The 17,707-nt window shown below is 40.0% G+C and carries 22 protein-coding genes; 14 read left to right on the forward strand and 8 right to left on the reverse strand.

Annotated features, from left to right (window positions below):
- Positions 1 to 234: 234 nt before the first annotated feature.
- Complete coding sequence (locus MHB41_RS07035) at positions 235 to 615, reverse strand: hypothetical protein (protein ID WP_223250976.1); 381 nt, start codon at positions 613 to 615, stop codon at positions 235 to 237.
- Positions 616 to 931: 316 nt separating this feature from the next.
- Between MHB41_RS07035 and MHB41_RS07040 the strand changes: the two genes are divergently transcribed.
- Positions 932 to 1,051: a GapA-binding peptide SR1P gene (locus MHB41_RS07040; protein ID WP_003212464.1), complete on the forward strand. Its 120-nt coding sequence runs from the start codon at positions 932 to 934 to the stop codon at positions 1,049 to 1,051.
- Positions 1,052 to 1,094: 43 nt separating this feature from the next.
- On the opposite strand, the gene MHB41_RS07045 is transcribed toward MHB41_RS07040, so the two are convergent.
- Positions 1,095 to 2,567 carry an aminotransferase class I/II-fold pyridoxal phosphate-dependent enzyme gene (locus MHB41_RS07045; protein ID WP_340898785.1) on the reverse strand — a complete coding sequence of 491 codons (1,473 nt, stop codon included), beginning with the start codon at positions 2,565 to 2,567 and terminating at the stop codon, positions 1,095 to 1,097.
- Positions 2,568 to 2,757: 190 nt separating this feature from the next.
- Here MHB41_RS07045 and MHB41_RS07050 point away from each other — a divergent pair, with 190 nt between their 5' ends.
- Positions 2,758 to 3,027, forward strand: a complete 270-nt coding sequence (locus MHB41_RS07050; RefSeq protein WP_024424759.1) for a UPF0223 family protein — start codon at positions 2,758 to 2,760, stop codon at positions 3,025 to 3,027.
- A gap of 227 nt (positions 3,028 to 3,254) precedes the next feature.
- On the opposite strand, the gene MHB41_RS07055 is transcribed toward MHB41_RS07050, so the two are convergent.
- The gene (locus tag MHB41_RS07055) at positions 3,255 to 3,890 is read right to left on the reverse strand and encodes a DUF1054 domain-containing protein (protein WP_024426894.1); all 636 of its coding nucleotides are present in this window, start codon (positions 3,888 to 3,890) and stop codon (positions 3,255 to 3,257) included.
- A 277-nt stretch (positions 3,891 to 4,167) separates the two neighbouring features.
- On the opposite strand from MHB41_RS07055, the gene MHB41_RS07060 reads away from it, so the two are divergent.
- From MHB41_RS07060 to MHB41_RS07085, 6 genes are all read left to right on the forward strand, one after another.
- Positions 4,168 to 4,356, forward strand: coding sequence for a hypothetical protein (locus tag MHB41_RS07060; protein WP_340898783.1), 189 nt, complete (start codon positions 4,168 to 4,170; stop codon positions 4,354 to 4,356).
- 133 nt (positions 4,357 to 4,489) lie between these two features.
- Positions 4,490 to 5,296, forward strand: coding sequence for an inositol monophosphatase family protein (locus MHB41_RS07065; protein ID WP_305933636.1), 807 nt, complete (start codon positions 4,490 to 4,492; stop codon positions 5,294 to 5,296).
- Between the two features lie 111 nt (positions 5,297 to 5,407).
- Complete coding sequence (locus MHB41_RS07070; protein WP_305933637.1) at positions 5,408 to 7,333, forward strand: hypothetical protein; 1,926 nt, start codon at positions 5,408 to 5,410, stop codon at positions 7,331 to 7,333.
- A complete protein-coding gene (locus MHB41_RS07075) occupies positions 7,323 to 7,586 on the forward strand; it encodes a hypothetical protein (protein WP_070325785.1) in 264 nt (87 codons plus the stop codon). Before MHB41_RS07070 ends, MHB41_RS07075 begins: the two co-directional genes overlap by 11 nt.
- The gene (locus MHB41_RS07080) at positions 7,586 to 8,104 is read left to right on the forward strand and encodes a sigma-70 family RNA polymerase sigma factor (RefSeq protein ID WP_305933638.1); all 519 of its coding nucleotides are present in this window, start codon (positions 7,586 to 7,588) and stop codon (positions 8,102 to 8,104) included. The genes MHB41_RS07075 and MHB41_RS07080 overlap by 1 nt, the downstream gene beginning before the upstream one ends.
- Positions 8,101 to 8,397, forward strand: coding sequence for a zf-HC2 domain-containing protein (locus MHB41_RS07085; protein WP_061109793.1), 297 nt, complete (start codon positions 8,101 to 8,103; stop codon positions 8,395 to 8,397). Before MHB41_RS07080 ends, MHB41_RS07085 begins: the two co-directional genes overlap by 4 nt.
- A gap of 42 nt (positions 8,398 to 8,439) precedes the next feature.
- Here MHB41_RS07085 and MHB41_RS07090 read toward each other — a convergent pair whose 3' ends face one another.
- Together MHB41_RS07090 and MHB41_RS07095 are read right to left on the reverse strand one after the other, a co-directional pair.
- On the reverse strand, positions 8,440 to 9,075 hold the full coding sequence (locus tag MHB41_RS07090; protein ID WP_034281643.1) for a hypothetical protein: 636 nt from the start codon (positions 9,073 to 9,075) through the stop codon (positions 8,440 to 8,442).
- Between the two features lie 275 nt (positions 9,076 to 9,350).
- Positions 9,351 to 9,530 (reverse strand): DUF5325 family protein, encoded by a 180-nt coding sequence (locus MHB41_RS07095; protein WP_034281645.1) that lies wholly within the window; start codon positions 9,528 to 9,530, stop codon positions 9,351 to 9,353.
- Between the two features lie 113 nt (positions 9,531 to 9,643).
- On the opposite strand from MHB41_RS07095, the gene typA reads away from it, so the two are divergent.
- Complete coding sequence (typA, locus tag MHB41_RS07100) at positions 9,644 to 11,482, forward strand: translational GTPase TypA (RefSeq protein ID WP_041084955.1); 1,839 nt, start codon at positions 9,644 to 9,646, stop codon at positions 11,480 to 11,482.
- A 54-nt stretch (positions 11,483 to 11,536) separates the two neighbouring features.
- Complete coding sequence (locus tag MHB41_RS07105) at positions 11,537 to 11,860, forward strand: YlaH-like family protein (RefSeq protein WP_003210819.1); 324 nt, start codon at positions 11,537 to 11,539, stop codon at positions 11,858 to 11,860.
- Positions 11,861 to 11,891: 31 nt separating this feature from the next.
- Here MHB41_RS07105 and MHB41_RS07110 read toward each other — a convergent pair whose 3' ends face one another.
- The gene (locus MHB41_RS07110; protein WP_223250959.1) at positions 11,892 to 12,125 is read right to left on the reverse strand and encodes a YlaI family protein; all 234 of its coding nucleotides are present in this window, start codon (positions 12,123 to 12,125) and stop codon (positions 11,892 to 11,894) included.
- A 99-nt stretch (positions 12,126 to 12,224) separates the two neighbouring features.
- Complete coding sequence (locus MHB41_RS07115) at positions 12,225 to 12,842, reverse strand: YhcN/YlaJ family sporulation lipoprotein (RefSeq protein ID WP_034281647.1); 618 nt, start codon at positions 12,840 to 12,842, stop codon at positions 12,225 to 12,227.
- 140 nt (positions 12,843 to 12,982) lie between these two features.
- On the opposite strand from MHB41_RS07115, the gene MHB41_RS07120 reads away from it, so the two are divergent.
- Positions 12,983 to 14,305 (forward strand): PhoH family protein, encoded by a 1,323-nt coding sequence (locus MHB41_RS07120; protein WP_025092370.1) that lies wholly within the window; start codon positions 12,983 to 12,985, stop codon positions 14,303 to 14,305.
- Positions 14,306 to 14,320: 15 nt separating this feature from the next.
- On the opposite strand, the gene MHB41_RS07125 is transcribed toward MHB41_RS07120, so the two are convergent.
- The gene (locus MHB41_RS07125) at positions 14,321 to 14,803 is read right to left on the reverse strand and encodes a hypothetical protein (protein ID WP_024426903.1); all 483 of its coding nucleotides are present in this window, start codon (positions 14,801 to 14,803) and stop codon (positions 14,321 to 14,323) included.
- A gap of 120 nt (positions 14,804 to 14,923) precedes the next feature.
- Here MHB41_RS07125 and glsA point away from each other — a divergent pair, with 120 nt between their 5' ends.
- From glsA to ftsW, 3 genes are all read left to right on the forward strand, one after another.
- Complete coding sequence (gene glsA, locus MHB41_RS07130) at positions 14,924 to 15,853, forward strand: glutaminase A (protein ID WP_024426904.1); 930 nt, start codon at positions 14,924 to 14,926, stop codon at positions 15,851 to 15,853.
- A 122-nt stretch (positions 15,854 to 15,975) separates the two neighbouring features.
- Positions 15,976 to 16,257: a YlaN family protein gene (locus MHB41_RS07135; protein ID WP_003212509.1), complete on the forward strand. Its 282-nt coding sequence runs from the start codon at positions 15,976 to 15,978 to the stop codon at positions 16,255 to 16,257.
- A gap of 210 nt (positions 16,258 to 16,467) precedes the next feature.
- Positions 16,468 to 17,679, forward strand: a complete 1,212-nt coding sequence (ftsW, locus tag MHB41_RS07140) for a putative lipid II flippase FtsW (RefSeq protein ID WP_025092373.1) — start codon at positions 16,468 to 16,470, stop codon at positions 17,677 to 17,679.
- Positions 17,680 to 17,707 lie beyond the last annotated feature (28 nt).

Below are 17,707 nucleotides of genomic sequence, written 5' to 3' on the forward strand. Positions count from 1 at the left end.
CGTGTAGACAAACCCTCGCATTCTTTGTCAGTCCTGCGCGCTGGTGCTCACGAATGTCAAATTCGCTCCGCAAAAGTAGCCGTTCTTCCTAGACTTCAAAGGTTTTCTATCACGCTGAAAAAAAGACAAAGAGCTAAAATAAAGATTATTTTAGCCCTTTGTCAACAATTTGAAACCCCTCATGAGGTGAGGAGTTTTTTCATATGGATATATATAAGTGCAAGGTAAATATCATTAGTTTGTATTGACGCGGTCTAAAGCATGACATAAAGGCGATAAGATCTCCTGTTTACTGCGGACATTTCCTTCCACCTTCACGATCACTTTTTCATCATTGACAAGTAAAATAGCCGGTAATTCGTCCACTTCATTTTTCCAGCCTTTACGATCTTCTTTTACAATCATTTTTGACATTTCCTTAGGGTATTCATTTTTTAAATCGAGGACTGCATCATAATAAGGGCTTTCTTTATCAAGGTTTTCTGCATCAGTAAAAAAGAGAATTCTCGGTTTTTGAATATGACGGACTTGGTCGGTCTGATTCGGTATGATATACGCAAATGAGCATGAACTAAGTACAAAGAGCATGGGGAATATAATGAGAAGTGTCCTCATAAAATTCAATCTATTCACCTCAAAATCATTTGGGGTTGTCCCAACATTTTTAGGAGCTTGTTCCCTGTTAGTCACTCTAGTGTATCATGTCCCTTTTGACAATTTTCGATTGTTACTCAATTGTTACAGAATTGATATGAAGCAAAATACAATTGAAACGTTCCCTCAATATGATAAGAAAAAAGCACATATTTATAAAAAATGATTAAATGTGTCATACAATTAACCGTTGACAACTTAAATGTGACATCATATTATAGAAATAAGAAATAGATCAAACGCTTTCAAACTATGAATGAAGAAAAGGGGAATGTACGTGGGTACAATTATTTGTCAAGATTGCAATGAAACCATTGATCAATTTGAAAATGAAAAAGTGACAACGCTATACGGAACGTGTGGTCACTGTCATTGCTGTGATGAAGCCTCTGAATAAATAAAAAAGCATGCAGCTCCATTTGGGGCTGCATGTTTCTTTTTTATAAAATTGGTTTTTGTTCCTTAATCACACGGATCATTTCAAGCGTTGAATCTTCAGGTCCTTGGACAGGGAGACCAATTTCAATATTTTTAAAGATATACGATATATTTTCTTCTGTGATAATTTCACCTGGTATAAAAATCGGAATACCTGGCGGATACACCATCACAAACTCTGCGATAATGCGGCCGACTGCTTCCTTAAATGGAACGACTTCCGTTGTAGCGTAAAAGGCGTCACGCGGCGTCATAGCAAGCGATGGGATCTCAGGCAGCAGCACTTCCGTTACTGCTTGTTTGCCGCTCTCACGAGTAGAGGCTGCGGCAATTTCCTGCATCGCCGTCACGAGCGTATCAATTGTCTCATCTGAATCGCCAGGGGTAACGATACATAAAATGTTGTAAAGGTCAGAGAGCTCTACTTCAATTCGATAGCTTTCTCTCAGCCATTTTTCGACATCATGTCCGTTTAACCCAAGGTCTTTAATGGAGATAATTAATTTCGTTGGGTCATAATCGTAAGTGGAAGCTGAACCGAGTACTTCCTTGCCAATGCAGGTAATGCCTTCAATTTGATTCAAGCGGTCTCTCGCTGATTCAGCCAAACGAATGGCTTCTTGAGCTAGTGCCTTTCCTTCAGTGGCTAATCGTTTTCGAGCGACATCAAGTGACGCTAAGAGCAAATAAGAAGTGGACGTTGTCGTCAGCATACTCAAAATCGATTGCACTCGGTCTTTTGAAACAAGCCCTTCCTTCATATTTAAAATAGAGCTCTGTGTAAGAGAGCCGCCGAGTTTATGGACACTTGTTGCTGCCATGTCGGCACCTGCCTGCATCGCAGAGAGGGGAAGCTCATCGTGAAAATGTATATGCACACCGTGTGCTTCATCGACAAGGACAGGCACATCAAATGAATGGGCAATGTCTACGATTGATTTTAAGTCAGCTGAAATACCAAAATACGTTGGATTAATGACAAGCAAACCTTTCGCATCTGGATGCTCAAGGAGCGCCTTTTTGGCTGATTCAGGTGTAATACCGTGAGAGATGCCAAGTTCTTTGTCTATTTCTGGGTGAATAAAAACAGGAACTGCGCCAGAAAATACAATCGCGGACATAATTGATTTATGGACATTACGCGGAACGATAATTTTATCTCCAGGCCCGCATACCGTCATCACCATTGTCATGATAGCGCCGCTTGTGCCTTGAATGGAGAAAAACGTATGATCAGCACCGAAGGCTTCAGCAGCAAGCTCCTGTGCTTCTTTTATCATCCCTCGAGGTGAATGTAAATCATCGAGAGGTTCTATATTAATGAGGTCAATGCTTAATGCATTGTCGCCAATGAATGCTCTAAATTCAGGATCCATTCCGGCTCCTTTTTTATGGCCTGGAATGTGAAATTGGACTGGATTGGTTGCTGCGTGTTTTTTTAGTCCAGTATATAAGGGTGTATCATGTTGTGACAATTGCTTTCCCACCTTCATCGAAATACCTGCTATTATTGTGCCAATTACAGCAGATTTCATTGCATAAAACAAAAGAATTATATTATGAACTGATCGGAATGTAAAGCATAAAATCAATCGGTTTCTGATCAAACAGATGCTATAATAAAAGTTCAAATGAGAAATGAGTGTTAAAGTGAGGGACAAGTAAATGGAATATCAATATCCAATGGATGTCGACTGGACGACAGAGGAAAAAATTGCAGTCATTTCATTTTTTCAGGCTGTTGAAAAAGCCTATGAAAAAGGAATTGCGAAGCAGGAGTTATTAGATGCTTATAAACGATTTAAAGAGGTTGTGCCATCAAAAGCAGAGGAAAAAACGCATTGTGCAGCATTTGAAAAGGGAAGCGGGTATTCCCCTTATCGTGCAGTGAAAACCGCAAGAGAGGCAGAAGAGACTGCTATTATACGTATGTAAAAAACGAGCCTATAAAGGCTCGTTTCAGCGTGCAGACAAACCCTCGCATTCGGTGTCAGGCCTGCGTGCCGGTGCTCACGAATGTCAAATTCGCTCCGCGCCGGTACTCGTCCTTCCTAGACTTCAAAGGTTTTCTATCACGCTGAAAAAGAAGACAAAGGGCTAAAATCAAAATCATTTTAGCCCTTTGTCAACAATTTGAATCGAGCCTATAAAGGCTCGTTTTTTTATACAGATTCTTTCTGTGTGAAGCGGTATAGATACGTCAGCGTGCGGAAGGCATTTTCGATTTTCGATAGGAATTCTTCATTATTCATTTGAACGACTTCCTCTCTAGGCAGCTGAATACCGCACAGAAGCTCGGCTTTCTTCACTGTTTGAACACGTTCAAAAAGCGTTTTCAGCTGTTCGGAATCTAGTTCGCTGTGACGCATGACATCTGGTTTCATATGATCTTTAGACCAAACAAAATCTTGCGGTATTTTCTGCTGGATGGTGTCTAGCTCTTTTTCAAATAGCTGGCCGTACTCACCCTTAACTGGAGATTCATAAATGAGCGCAAACCAGACAAAGACATGTGTTTTCCAAAGCCCAATTTGAAAATGAGGGAGCTTTTTATATCCGCGCTTACTGTTTGCAAAAGCAACCCATGTATCATTTGGCGGGTTGACAGATCTTCTAGCATGCTTTGCGACGTGTACAAACATTTCGTCTCCTGTAATAGAAGAAAGAAGTGGTGCAAAATGTTCGCCAAGTGCCTCAAGCTTTGGACGGACTCTTTCTTTTAATACAGTCATTCGTTCATCTAAACCATCAACTGTGAATGTTTCAAAATCTTCATCTCTAAAACGCATTTCACTCATGTTATGCCTCCTGTATCTTTTCGCTGATCATATTTTATCATAGCTTGGGTCAAGCTCAAAAAAAGATGCACCGGCAGATAAAAGGGCGTGGTGCAGCGTTTAAAACCTTTCAATTTGTGGTACATCATTAATAGGTAAAGACACAATTTTCAGAATGTCGTTGCGGTTATGCGATCGCTTCATACGATATAAGCAAGAACCATTTCTCTTATCGATTGAATTTTTATCAATGAAAACTGACAAGGAATGAATCATTCTCTGGAAGGGGCGTTGACCAATGAAGCAAATCGTGAAGCAGGGCTATAGACAGGAGAAGAAAAATCGCATCGCTGTGTGGAGATTAGAGGTTGATTATGAGCTTTCTACGCTTTATGAAGCCATCGAACAAAAAGATGACATCCAAATCGAACGCAGCAAACGAAAGCTTGAGCGCCTAAGAAAAGAATGGGAGCAGCTTCAAGGGTAAAACAGGGTGAGGTAAAAACGAACCAATTCATCGGTTCGTTTTTGTATGAAGCTGCTTTTTTCTTGCTTTTACGTACATAATATCAGTATGCTATTACAAATAGGTCCTACATAGAAAAGAGGTTTACAATCTGATGACAAACTGGGTGGAAATTGACCGTCTTGCAAAGCTCTGGGTAAAAGAAGCAGGGAGCCGTATTAAAGCGTCCATGCAGGAAGGTCTATCAATTGAAACAAAATCAAATCCAAATGATCTAGTCACGAATATCGATAAAGAAACAGAACGTTTTTTTATTGAAAAAATACAGTCGGCATTTTCAGATCATCACATTTTAGGAGAAGAGGGACAAGGGGAAGAGGTCACCTCACTCGATGGAATTGTGTGGATTATTGATCCGATTGATGGCACAATGAACTTTGTCCATCAAAAGCGCAACTTTGCCATTTCAATCGGGATATTTGAAAATGGTGTGGGGAAAATCGGTCTTATTTATGACGTCATTCATGACGAGCTCTACCATGCCATTAAAGGAGAAGGAGCCTATATGAACGATATCCTGCTCCCTCCATTAAAAGATGTGGAGATTGAAAAAGCCATTGTGGGTATTAATCCGACATGGGCGATTGAAAGTCCTTATTTTGACGCCAAACCATTTGCCCGTCTAGTGCGTGACGTGAGAGGGACACGAACGATTGGATCAGCTGCCCTTGAGCTTGCTTATATTGCAAGCGGCAGAAGTGACGCATATGTCACCTTAAGGCTTGCACCGTGGGATTATGCAGCGGGCTGCGTGCTGCTTGATGAAGTAGGGGCCGTTTACTCAAATATTCACGGAGAACGTCTTACGTTCCTAGACAAAAACAGCATAGTGGCTGGAAATCGATCCATTTGTGAAAAAATCTTGCATGATTACATAAAAGGAAGCGGAAATAAAAAATAAACGACATCACTTCATGAGAATGAAGTGATTTTTTGTTTTTCCTGAAACTTTTTGGTAAGGCGGATGTCTATACGAATGAGGCCTTAATTTCATGTAAAGGATTGTGTATCAATGTTTGATTTGTTTAGTGATTTATCGCTCCATTTTGAAAGGTATTTTATTTTAAATGAGTACAGTATCCACATCATTCAATGGTGTGTACTTGGACTATTTGTCCTTTTCGTGACACTCCCCATATGGAAAGAAAAGAGGAGTAGTTATGTATTCTATGCTGGTATCGTATTAAGAGTAGTGCTATTAGGCGGGATGACAGTTGAAATGATCCACCAAGTCCTGTCTAGACAGTATACGATCGAAACATTTGAAGTGCTGACAGATTTCATGCAATTTCTCATTTATGGGTACGTCTTGCTTGCATCACTGTACTATGTCATTACTCTTCCTTATTTAAAAAATAAAGGTATGTTCTTTGCTTTTGATTTATCTGTATTACTTCTGCCTTTATGTCAAACAGTGTTTATTGTGTTTGCTGAAAGCAAAAAGTTCTTTCTTAGCAGTGATACGGGGTTAGTATGGAGAGATATGATCACCATTTTGGCTATGGCTTGCTTTGCCGCTTTGCTGCTCCACCTTTTCTTTCGCTTGTTTTGGCATTGGAAGTGGAAGGAATTGCTTTTGTTTTATATCTTGATTTTCGCAGCCTTGCTTTATATATTTTATCCTTCTATTTCGAAGTATGAGCTTCAATCTACATTTAAATCGATTGTCATTTTAGTAGCAGCGGCAGGAAGCTTTATGACGATTGATTTGTTATCTGCTTTACTACGGGACAAGGTGAGATTAAGGCAGTGGGGCGCTGGTTGTATAGCTGTCTTTTTTCTGCTATTACTCAACCCGATTGTCAATATTCCTCATACCATGCTCCAATTCACCAAAACGGAACTGGTAGATACTTTTTCAGAAGAATATTGCCCTTTATCAGCAGTAAGTGCAAAAGCATTCGCTTCAAAATTTGTACCAGAGGATCAATCGCTTTATTTAAATGCTAGTCATCAGCCTATCCCTTATCATTACGTGTTTGCAGATGATCAGTATGAAGTGAATATTTCTGCGTTTACAGGCGATTTAAGCGGATATTCTTATCGAGGTCGTGTAGAGGGGAAGGAACTGACCGATACAGAATATAAGAAAAAAACCATTGAATTTTTCGAAAGAAGCGGGCGGTCAATTGATCTGCAGCGCATTCAATTAGCTGTAAAAAAAGAGGACGGAGAGACGGACGTTCTTCTTCTGCCAAAAATGTCTCAGAATGAAGAGGACAGTTTAGCGTTTGCCACCTGGAAAAAAGGGACGCTTCGACAAGCGCAATACGAAAACGCTATCTTTCAATTAAAGGATATAGACGGCATCCGTTTAACAGAAATGGAGATAAAAAACAGGATCAACAGTATTTATAAACTTTTAAACCTAAAGCTGCCAGCTTATCAAATCACAGGCATCAATGATTTTTATTTGGATTGGCAGCATGAAGTGAGAGTCACAACAAAAGATCAATCTGAGTTTCTGTTTAATGGCTCAACAAAAGATATCATCAGCTTCAAGTTGTCAAAATCACTTCTTCAACAGAAAAAAGAGAACGTCAGCGATGAAGATTTGTTAAAAATTATAGGGAAAAAGCCAAAAGACGTAAGAAAAGTAACAGGCACTAGTGAAAGTAAACAATATATATTTAAACGCTCCTCTCATGTCGTCAATCTGTTTAAAGGGGATGATGGAATTGAGTTGAGAGTGCAAGCAGCTTCTTCTATCCCGCACGGAGTATCTAATCAAGATCGTAATGAAGTCTATCAGCAAGTACTTAAAAGGTATAAACCATATACGATCTATAAAAAACAAATAAAACCTGTGAGGATGATCGACAAAGAAGGGAATATCGACATTTCATGGCTTGTCATCATACAAACCTTCGGATCAAATGAGCATAAAATCTATGAAGTGAATGGGCGAACAAAAGAGGTGCATCGTTTTGACAGATAAAGAAAAACAAGCCATCTTTCAAGACTTATATGAACTGTATCAAGAAGGGGATCTAGGAGCCGAGGCAGCCAGCTGGATGAAGGCACACGAACAGCAATTTCAGCATACGGCCGCGGGAAGAAAGCAGTCTTCAGCGCCGATGGAAAGCCATAATGACTATGACGAGTTAAAACGCATGAAAGGGTTTATTTACTCGTTATACTTCTTTTTTATCGTTTTATCGATTTGGATGACTGTGTGGTTTTATTTTTGATGTCCAGACCAGCCGACCAAATTGAAAAAATCTATGAAGAATATTTTCAGGAAATCACCAAATATTTATATCGCCGGACGGGAAATATGGAAACGGCCAAGGACCTTGCGCAAGACGTATTTATGAAGGCACTGCATGGGTTGTCCTCCTTTAAGGGACATTCTAGTATGAAAACATGGCTTTATACCATTGCGTATCACACATTTGTGAATGACTATCGCCAAAAAATAAAATGGACTTTTACGAACGTAGAAGAAATGGATTTCTTAGAGCAGCAGTCGTTCACAACACCAGAAGATTACATCGAAACACAAGCCGACATAGAAAGGCTGTGGCATCATATTCATCAGCTGAAGGATTCATATCGGGATGTCCTCATTTTAAGAGATATTCAAGAATTATCATATGAAGAAGTAGCTGAAATTTTGAATTGGACTTTATCTAAAGTCAAAACAACCCTTCATCGAGCGAGATTAGAGCTGAAGCGAATGCTACATTGTGAGGAGTTCAATAAATGAGCTGTTATTTGATTGAAGAATTGTTACCACTTTATATAGAGGGAGACACAAGTGCAGAAACAAATAAAATTGTTGCAGAGCACATACAATCCTGCGAAAGCTGCCGTCACCTTTATCACGAAATGAAAGAGCCAATAACTCTTATACAGGCTCCTGATCTCGTGCCATATATAGATGAAAAGGAAGAAAAAAGAAAATTTGAAAAGCGCTACTATGGTAAGCTGCTTTATCGAGCAAGTATCGCGTTTGGTATAGGGTACGTCATGATGATCATTCTTTATTGGCTGAAATAAAAAACCCCCATCTGGATGAACCAGGTGGGAGTTTTTCTGAGATTAGCTTAATTTTTCTTTCGCAATTTGAACTGCATCATAGAACGTTTTCAATTGCTCTTGAGGAATTTTCTTAAGCATTTGGTTGAAAACAAGTAATTCAGTAGAGCTGAATCCAAGACCTTTTGCGATTTTTGAATCAATCACAACGTTTCCTTTTTTGTCTAGAACAAGGGCATCACCAGCAAGATCAGCAATTCTGATCACTGATTTGAAAAGCTTTTCAAATTTAGCCGCTTCTTCTTTTGTAAGACCAAGTTCAACAGCTTTTGCTGCATCAAAAACCAATTTCCCTTTTTCGTTTTTAGTGATGCTTTCACTGAAAACGATTGTAAGAACAGCTGCGCGATCTAAGAATTTCTCAGCAGTCGCCGCTTCTTCTTCAGTTAGTCCGAGCTCAACAGCTTTTTTCACATCAAATGTGTAGCTGTTGTCTTCCTCAACAAATGAATTGATGAGAATGTTGATGACACGCTCGTTTTTCTCCAATAATTCTTTAATGATTTGCTGCTGTTCAAAAGGAATTCCTTTGAAAGTTGCAGCGCTTGCTTGCCCAGGAGCTACTGTTGTGAAAGTAAGAATGATAGCTAAAGCGAAAAATACAACAGAGCTGAGCGATTTGCTCAAAAACTTCTTCATGCTTCTTTTCTCTCCCTTTTCTGTTAAATTTTGTTGCAAGAAAAGCATACCATGAGAAACTTTGTGGAAGAATAGGAAAAATGTAACTTTCTGTTTGATTTTGGAGAACTATAAAAGTTCTTGTCGAAAAATGGAGGGGTTCAGATTGCTTACTTTTGTCAATTCTTCAAGATACGTTCCGTCTGCAAAATGGAGCTTTCATAGGTGATTTGTCTTGTTTTTACTCAAAATAAAAAGCCTTCTACATATAGAATGTAAAAGGCTTTTAACTAATTTTATGATTGCACGTTTAATTTTCTTTTTAATGTAAATCCTGTACCCATGAAAATCATGGCGAACACGATACTAAAACATATGCCCAGTATGTTTTTTTCTGCAAGAGATACCCCAATAAACGCCATACTGACAACTGCAAGTAATGCACATAATAATAGAAGCCATTTGATTTGTTTCATTTGTCTCCATCCCTTTTTTTAGAGTTAATATAAGTTTACAGAAAAACGATCGGCATTTAAAGGGGATTGTGATATAATATGAAAGTTATCTAATTATTTTAGGAGATGAAAATGTGAAACTTCGAAAAGACCTTCGCAACATCGCAATTATTGCCCACGTTGACCATGGTAAAACGACGCTTGTTGACCAATTGCTCCATCAAGCTGGTACTTTCCGTGCGAATGAAAATATCGCTGAGAGAGCCATGGATTCAAATGATTTAGAGCGAGAGCGCGGTATTACGATTTTAGCTAAAAATACTGCGATCCATTATAAAGATACACGCATTAATATTTTAGATACACCAGGACACGCCGATTTCGGTGGTGAAGTTGAGCGTATCATGAAAATGGTAGATGGTGTACTCCTCGTTGTGGATGCTTATGAAGGCTGTATGCCTCAAACACGCTTTGTGCTGAAAAAAGCACTTGAGCAAAACTTAACACCAATCGTTGTCGTCAATAAAATTGACCGCGACTTTGCTCGTCCGGCTGAAGTAGTTGATGAAGTGATCGACTTGTTCATTGAATTGGATGCAACAGAAGAACAGCTTGAATTCCCAGTTGTCTATGCATCAGCAATCAATGGTACAGCAAGTAACGATGCGAGCAAGCAAGATGAAAACATGGAATCTTTGTTTGAAGCCATTGTGAACCATATTCCTTGCCCAGTTGACAACCATGAAGAGCCGCTTCAATTCCAAGTGGCACTACTTGATTACAATGATTATGTTGGCAGAATTGGAATTGGCCGTGTATTCAGAGGAACAATGCAAGTAGGACAGCAGGTAGCCTTGATGAAAGTCGACGGCACTGTGAAACAATTCCGAGTAACAAAGATCTTTGGTTTCCAAGGGTTAAAACGAGTGGAAATCAACGAAGCGAAAGCGGGAGATCTTGTCGCTGTATCTGGAATGGAAGACATCAACGTAGGTGAAACGGTTTGTCCGGTAGAACACCAAGAAGCACTTCCAATCCTTCGTATTGATGAGCCGACACTTCAAATGACGTTTGTTGTAAACAACAGCCCATTTGCAGGCCGTGAAGGAAAATACGTGACATCACGAAAAATTGAAGAGCGTTTAGAGCAGCAGCTTCAAACAGACGTCAGTCTTCGTGTGGATCCAACTGATTCACCTGATGCTTGGGTTGTTTCTGGACGCGGAGAGCTTCACTTATCCATTCTCATTGAGAATATGAGACGTGAAGGTTTTGAATTACAAGTATCGAAGCCAGAAGTTATTGTAAAAGAAGTTGATGGTGTTCGATGTGAGCCTGTAGAGCGCGTTCAAATTGATGTACCAGAAGAGCATACTGGCTCTGTTATGGAATCAATGGGTGCAAGAAAAGGTGAAATGATTGACATGATCAATAATGGTAACGGTCAAGTTCGCCTGATCTTTACAGTGCCATCACGTGGTTTAATTGGTTATACAACTGAATTTCTTTCATTAACTCGTGGTTTTGGTATTTTGAACCATACGTTTGACAGCTACCAGCCAATGCAGTCTGGTCAAGTTGGCGGACGCCGTCAAGGTGTACTTGTTTCAATGGAAACAGGTAAAGCGACTGCTTACGGAATCCAAGGTGTTGAAGAGCGCGGTGTGATCTTCGTTGAGCCGGGTACTGAAGTATACCAAGGGATGATTGTTGGGGAGCATAATCGTGAGAATGACCTTGTTGTAAACGTAAGCCGTATGAAACAACAAACAAACGTACGTTCAGCGACGAAAGATCAAACGGTTAGCATGAAAAAACCTCGTATTATGTCACTTGAGGAATCTCTTGAGTACTTGAATGAAGACGAATACTGTGAGGTTACACCTGAATCAATTCGTCTTAGAAAGAAAATTTTAGACAAAAACGAACGTGAGAAAGCAGCGAAGAAGAAAAAGCTAGCAGGATTATCTTAATTCCATGAAGAATTAAAAAGATAGAACCCTGAAAGATAAGGGGAGGGAATCTTTTTGAATGATCAGGAAGTAAGTGAAAATCTATCCTTTTTCGCGATGCTGTTTCGTGTCGATGAAAATCCGCAAACAGGGATGTGGCTCCTATATGGCACCATCCTTGTTTTAGCGATTATTGTTTTTAAGCTCGGCTTTGCAAGACGTTTACCGATTTTAAAAGCGCTCGTGATTTATTTGTTTTTGATTTTTGGCTGCACGTTTCTCACATTTCTAGGTATCTTCCTTCCAGTAGCGGAAGGACTGGTTGTGGCAGCTGCCATTTTGATTATTTATAAAATACGGCTGCATCGTGCGAAAAAAGAAGGAACAGTTAATACGTAAAAAAAGACCTGAACATGTGTCAGGTCTTTTTTTATGTCTTTTGTTCTTTCTTTCCTTTTTTCTTCTTTTTCTCTTTCGTCGCAGGATCCTGATAAAGAGAGAATCTGCCAGTTTTGATGCGAGCTTCAGTCTTTATTTTAATGCGTTCTTGGCAGTCATCGCACATATATGTATGAATTGGCCGGTTTCTTAACCGTTTAGCAACAAGTGTATCATCATCAATAGTTTCAAGCTTTTCACATAATGAGCACTTCACTCTCATCATTTTCACCTCACTTTATTGCATTTATTATAGCATGTTTTCCAGCTACTTAAAATCGGCGTAGAAAAAGGCTTATATCACAGGAGATATAAGCCGTTCTCATTATTTCTTCTGATTCATATGATGGTTTGATTGGTCGTTTTGATTTTTTTCTAACTGCTTTTGATCCTGTTCTTTGAGCTGATTATTCGGATCATTTGTCGGGTCTTTTTCGTTACGCTCGATCTCATTTCTCGGCATCTCTGGCATCACGCGGCCGACAATGGCAGCCAGTTCGTCCATAATACCGCTTACCGGACGGCCTGCTTGGATTTCTTTGCCCATTTCTTTTAAACGGCTGACTGTATCTGGATCAGCAACCACAACAGCATTTGCACCTTCAGGGTCATTTCTCAGCGCTTTTGCAACTGAATATTTAATGGTTTCTACTTTGCTTCTATCTAAATCATCTTTTACATCAATACCAACAACAGCATAGCGGCCGATGACAATTGCCGTTGCATCATTGACATCTGCTACATGCTCTGTCACATTGACAAGATGCTGCGCAACATCTGTAGATGGGCGGGCTTGATTTGTCTTTTTCTTGGATGAGTCTGACACCCGTACTAAGTGCTGGCGTCCATCTTGCTTGTCCAGCGCTTCTGGCTTTTCCTGCTGCTGGCAAGCGCCTAACAGAATGATCGTTTGAATCATGAATAATGTCAAAAATAGTCGCATTTATATTCCCTCCTTCACAAACTGCATGATTTATTTTATTGTTGAATTAACCTTCTAACTTTATTCATGAAAACATATATTTTAACAATCGTTTTGGGAAAGACAAGGATGAATGAAACCCCGATCAGGAGGCGAAGGACCTGAGTAAAATTTATGTATTAGACACAAATGTGTTATTACAGGATCCGAATTCAATCTTTTCATTTGAAGACAACGAGGTCGTCATTCCGGCCGTTGTGTTAGAAGAAGTAGACTCGAAAAAGAGATACATGGACGAGGTTGGGCAAAACGCCCGGCGCGTCTCACGTTTAATCGACGGTTTGAGATCGAAAGGGAAACTGCATGAAAAAATTACACTAGAATCAAAAGGGACGCTGCGCATCGAGCTGAATCACCGCTCTTTCCATGAACTTCAAGAAATTTTTATTGAAAAAACGAACGATAATCGGATTTTAGCGGTCGCGAAAAATTTGAGCTTAGAGGAAGAAACAAAGCCTCACGGCCGGCCTGTCATTTTGGTCAGTAAGGATGTCTTAGTCAGGGTAAAGGCAGATGCTATAGGTCTCCAAGCAGAGGACTTCTTAAGTGATCGTGTGCTGCAAAACGAAGACATTGATAACGGCTATCATGAGCTCTATATTCCGACCGAGCAATTGAATACATTTTATAAGCAAAGTCAATTGCCGATAAAAGAAGTCACAAGTGCACCATTAAACCCTCATCAATTTGTCATTATGAAGGGGAATGAAGGCGGTTCTGCTTTAGGAATGCTTGATCAAAAGGCAGAGCATGTGAAACGGCTTATTTATGATCAAGAGCATGTTTGGGGAATCCGTCCGAAAAATGTTCAGCAGACGATGGCCCTAGAGCTGCTATTGCGACGTGATATTCCGCTTGTGACATTGATCGGAAAAGCGGGTACTGGTAAAACACTCCTTGCACTTGCTGCCGGATTAATGCAGACAGAGGATCTCGGCATGTTTAAAAAACTGATCGTAGCCCGTTCCATTGTCCCTGTTGGCAAGGATTTAGGCTACTTGCCGGGTGAAAAGGAAGAGAAACTCAGACCATGGATGCAGCCGATTTATGACAACCTGGAATTTTTATTTAATACAAAAAAACCTGGTGAACTTGATGCCATTTTGGCGGGAATTGGTTCTATTCAAGTGGAAGCTTTAACGTATATCCGTGGAAGAAGTATTCCTGATCAATTTATTATCATTGATGAGGCGCAGAATTTAACGAAACACGAGGTAAAAACATTATTAACGCGCGTCGGAGAGGGAAGTAAAATTGTGCTGATGGGGGACCCGGAGCAGATTGATCATCCTTATTTAGACAGCTTAAATAATGGGCTTACGTATGTCATTGAGCGGTTCAAAGGTCAGCAAATATCTGGACATGTCAAGCTTGTCAAAGGAGAAAGGTCTGGACTTGCACAGCTTGCAGCTGATTTGCTGTAGTCCAGACCCTCTGTCTTATGTAATGATGAGCTCTTTGACACCTTTTATCGGCTGAGTGAGGTTGGACTGATCTGCGAAATAAACGTGGATTGGTCCTTCTTCTGTCATCGGCTTCCCATTTTGGCTGAAGTGTGCAATGCTTTCCATTGCCTGAGAAAGCGGAACAGCAATTGTCTCTGTTTCTGTGACAAATTCGCATGTGTCTGCATGTTCAAGCGGTTCTGCATTTTTCAGCATATCACCCAGCTTCATTCCGAAGCTGCCTGTGATGAGTCTTTCCTTTTCGTACTTCTTCTCTGTTTTTAAAGTGGGTGGAAGTGTTTGTCCTTCTCTGATCACCCGCTCTTGGTCAAGCTCCTGATCCAGCTGACTTTCTTCATTTGCCGTGCTTTTTTCAAAAAATGAATCCATTAAAAATTTGCGGTCATCAAAAATCCATACACTTGGATCAATGGTGATCTTGTACTTTACGTTCCCCTTAATTTGAATGATGCTCATGTTCAAGACAACCCCTTTCCAACATAAATTATAGAAGTTTTCGCCTGCTTTGTCACTTTCATAAACATGCTTTTCCTTGTACACACTAATCGTACATGAAAGATAGGGAGGATGTTGGGCATGGCATGTCGTGACAATGAAGAGCTTCAGCGATTTGTAGAAGAAGCAAAAAAAGTGGCCAAAGGTGGCAAAGTAGCATCCTATATTCCCGCTCTCGCCAAAGCGGATCAGACGGATTTATCTGTGGCTGTGTACCATGTGAGTAATACTTGCCACTCGGCAGGAGATGTAGATAAACGCTTTACCCTGCAAAGTATTTCTAAAGTATTAGCCCTTGCGCTCGTGCTTTCAGAAGAAGGGCCAAAAAAAGTCTTTCAATTTGTTGGACAAGAGCCAACAGGTGACCCGTTTAATTCAATGATTAAGCTGGAAACAGCAAGTCCGAATAAGCCGCTGAATCCGATGATTAATGCAGGAGCGCTTGCAGTCACAAGCTTAATAAGAGGAGCGACTCCGCAAGATCAGCTGAACCGCTTGCTCCGCTTTATTAGAGAGCTCGCAAATGACAAAAGCATTACATACTGCAAGGAAACAGCCGCATCCGAATTTGAGACATCGATGATTAACCGGGCTATGTGCTATTATATGAAGCAATATCATATTATTAGAGGGAACGTAGAAGAGGTCATGGATGTGTATACGAAACAATGCGCCATCATGATGAACAGCTTAGATTTGGCGAAAATTGCTTGTGTTTTTTCATTAGATGGCAGACATCCAGAGACGGGCAAGCAAATTCTTTCAAAAGATGTCGCTAGAATTTGTAAAACCTTTATGGTGACGTGCGGCATGTATAATGCAAGCGGGGAATTTGCCATTAATATCGGCATACCTGCTAAAAGCGGTGTTTCAGGCGGGATTATGGGAGCGGCACCATATGATTTTGGGATCGGAATTTTCGGTCCTGCCCTGGATGAAAAAGGGAATAGTATTGCTGGGATTAAGCTGCTTGAGCTCATGAGTGAAAAATATGAGATGAGTATCTTTTAATGAGAAATGTCTTCTTTTTATTTTCACAAAGCGAACTGTACAAATCTGCTTGCAATTTTGGGCGTTTCGCTTTATGATAAATAGAAGAATTAGGTACTCGCCTGGGGAACGGAGGGATACTTTTGGCGTCAGAAATTTTAGTCGATCATCGGCAAAAAGCACTGGCTTTATTAAAATTGGATGCAGATAAAATTTTAAAATTGATCCAAGTGCAAATGGACAACTTAACGATGCCGCAATGTCCTCTTTATGAAGAGGTTTTAGATACTCAAATGTTCGGATTATCGAGAGAGATTGATTTTGCTGTCCGGCTTGGATTAGTTGATCAACATGAAGGCAAGAAACTACTCGATAAACTTGAGAGAGAGCTTTCCGCACTTCATGATGCGTTCACAAAAAAATAACGATTGAAAACTCAAACTTCCACAACATAGGTTTGAGTTTTTTTGTCCTCTCATTTCTTTTGATGGATTGACGGCAAACGGACTTGATTCTTTCATGAATGACGAACAATATAAAAGAGGTAAAACGGGATCAAACGGAGAAAATGTAGTAGAATAAGAACAGCTAAGAAGATATCAAGCAGTAGAAACAGACGTTAGGAAGAGGATTATATGTTAAAGAGAATGCTAAAATCGTATGACTACTCATTATTGTTCGCCATCATCTTAATCAGCGCATTCGGTTTGGTTATGGTATATAGCTCAAGTATGATTACATCTGTTATCAGATACGATGCCGCGCCAGATAACTTTTTTAAGAAACAGCTCTTATTTATGATTGTTGGAGCAGTCATCTTGATCTTTACAGCATTAGTTCCATATCAGCTGTTTTCAAATAAGAAATTCCAGATTGGTATGCTGCTGATTTCAGTTTTTTCCCTCATCTATGTGTACTTTGGCGGTCATATTGCAGGGAACGCAAGAAGCTGGATCAAATTAGGCCCTTTTAGTCTTCAGCCAGCTGAATTTGTAAAGATTGTCGTCATCATCTATCTTGCTGCGGTGTATGCCAAAAAGCAGCATTATATTGATCATATTTTAAGAGGTGTCACGCCTCCAATCGTGATTGTCTCTATCCTGTGCGGATTTATCATTTTGCAGCCAGACTATGGGACAGCCTTTATCATTGGCATGATTGCCCTTGCGATGATTTTATGCTCAGGCTTTAGCGGCAAAACGCTTGCGAAGCTGCTGGCGCTATTTAGTGCAGTAATGGTCGTCGTGACCCCGTTTATTATTCTTTTTTGGGATAAAATTTTCACGCAAAATCGTCTCGGACGTTTTGAGAGTTTCCAAGATCCATTTAAAGATGCAGGGGCTACTGGGCATCAATTGATTAATTCATATTATGCGATTGGATCAGGCGGCTTTTTTGGACTCGGTCTAGGAGAAAGCGTTCAAAAGTACGGGTATCTTCCAGAACCGCACACCGACTTTATCATGGCAATTATCTCAGAAGAGCTTGGTTTTTTCGGCGTGTTTTTTGTTCTCGCTCTTCTTGGTTTCATCGTCGTGAAAGGTTTTTATATTGCGAGAAAATGTGAAGATCCGTTTGGAAGTTTGCTTGCAATAGGAATTTCCTCCATGATTGCGATCCAAACTTGTATCAATTTAGGCGGTGTTTCAGGTCTTATTCCAATTACTGGGGTGACACTTCCGTTTATCAGCTACGGGGGATCGTCTATCATTTTACTTAGCATCTGTATGGGAATGCTGCTGAATATCAGCATGTTTACTGAATATAAAGAGCGTTACAAAAAGAAAAAATCAATGAGCAAACCAGCGGTTGAAAAAAATGGATTGCAGAAAACTTTGAATCTTTAGAAAACAAAAGTGTACAGTTTTCATTTCT

Origin of the sequence: Bacillus sp. FSL H7-0578 (genome assembly GCF_038630855.1) — a bacterium.
Taxonomy (GTDB): domain Bacteria; phylum Bacillota; class Bacilli; order Bacillales; family Bacillaceae; genus Bacillus; species Bacillus safensis.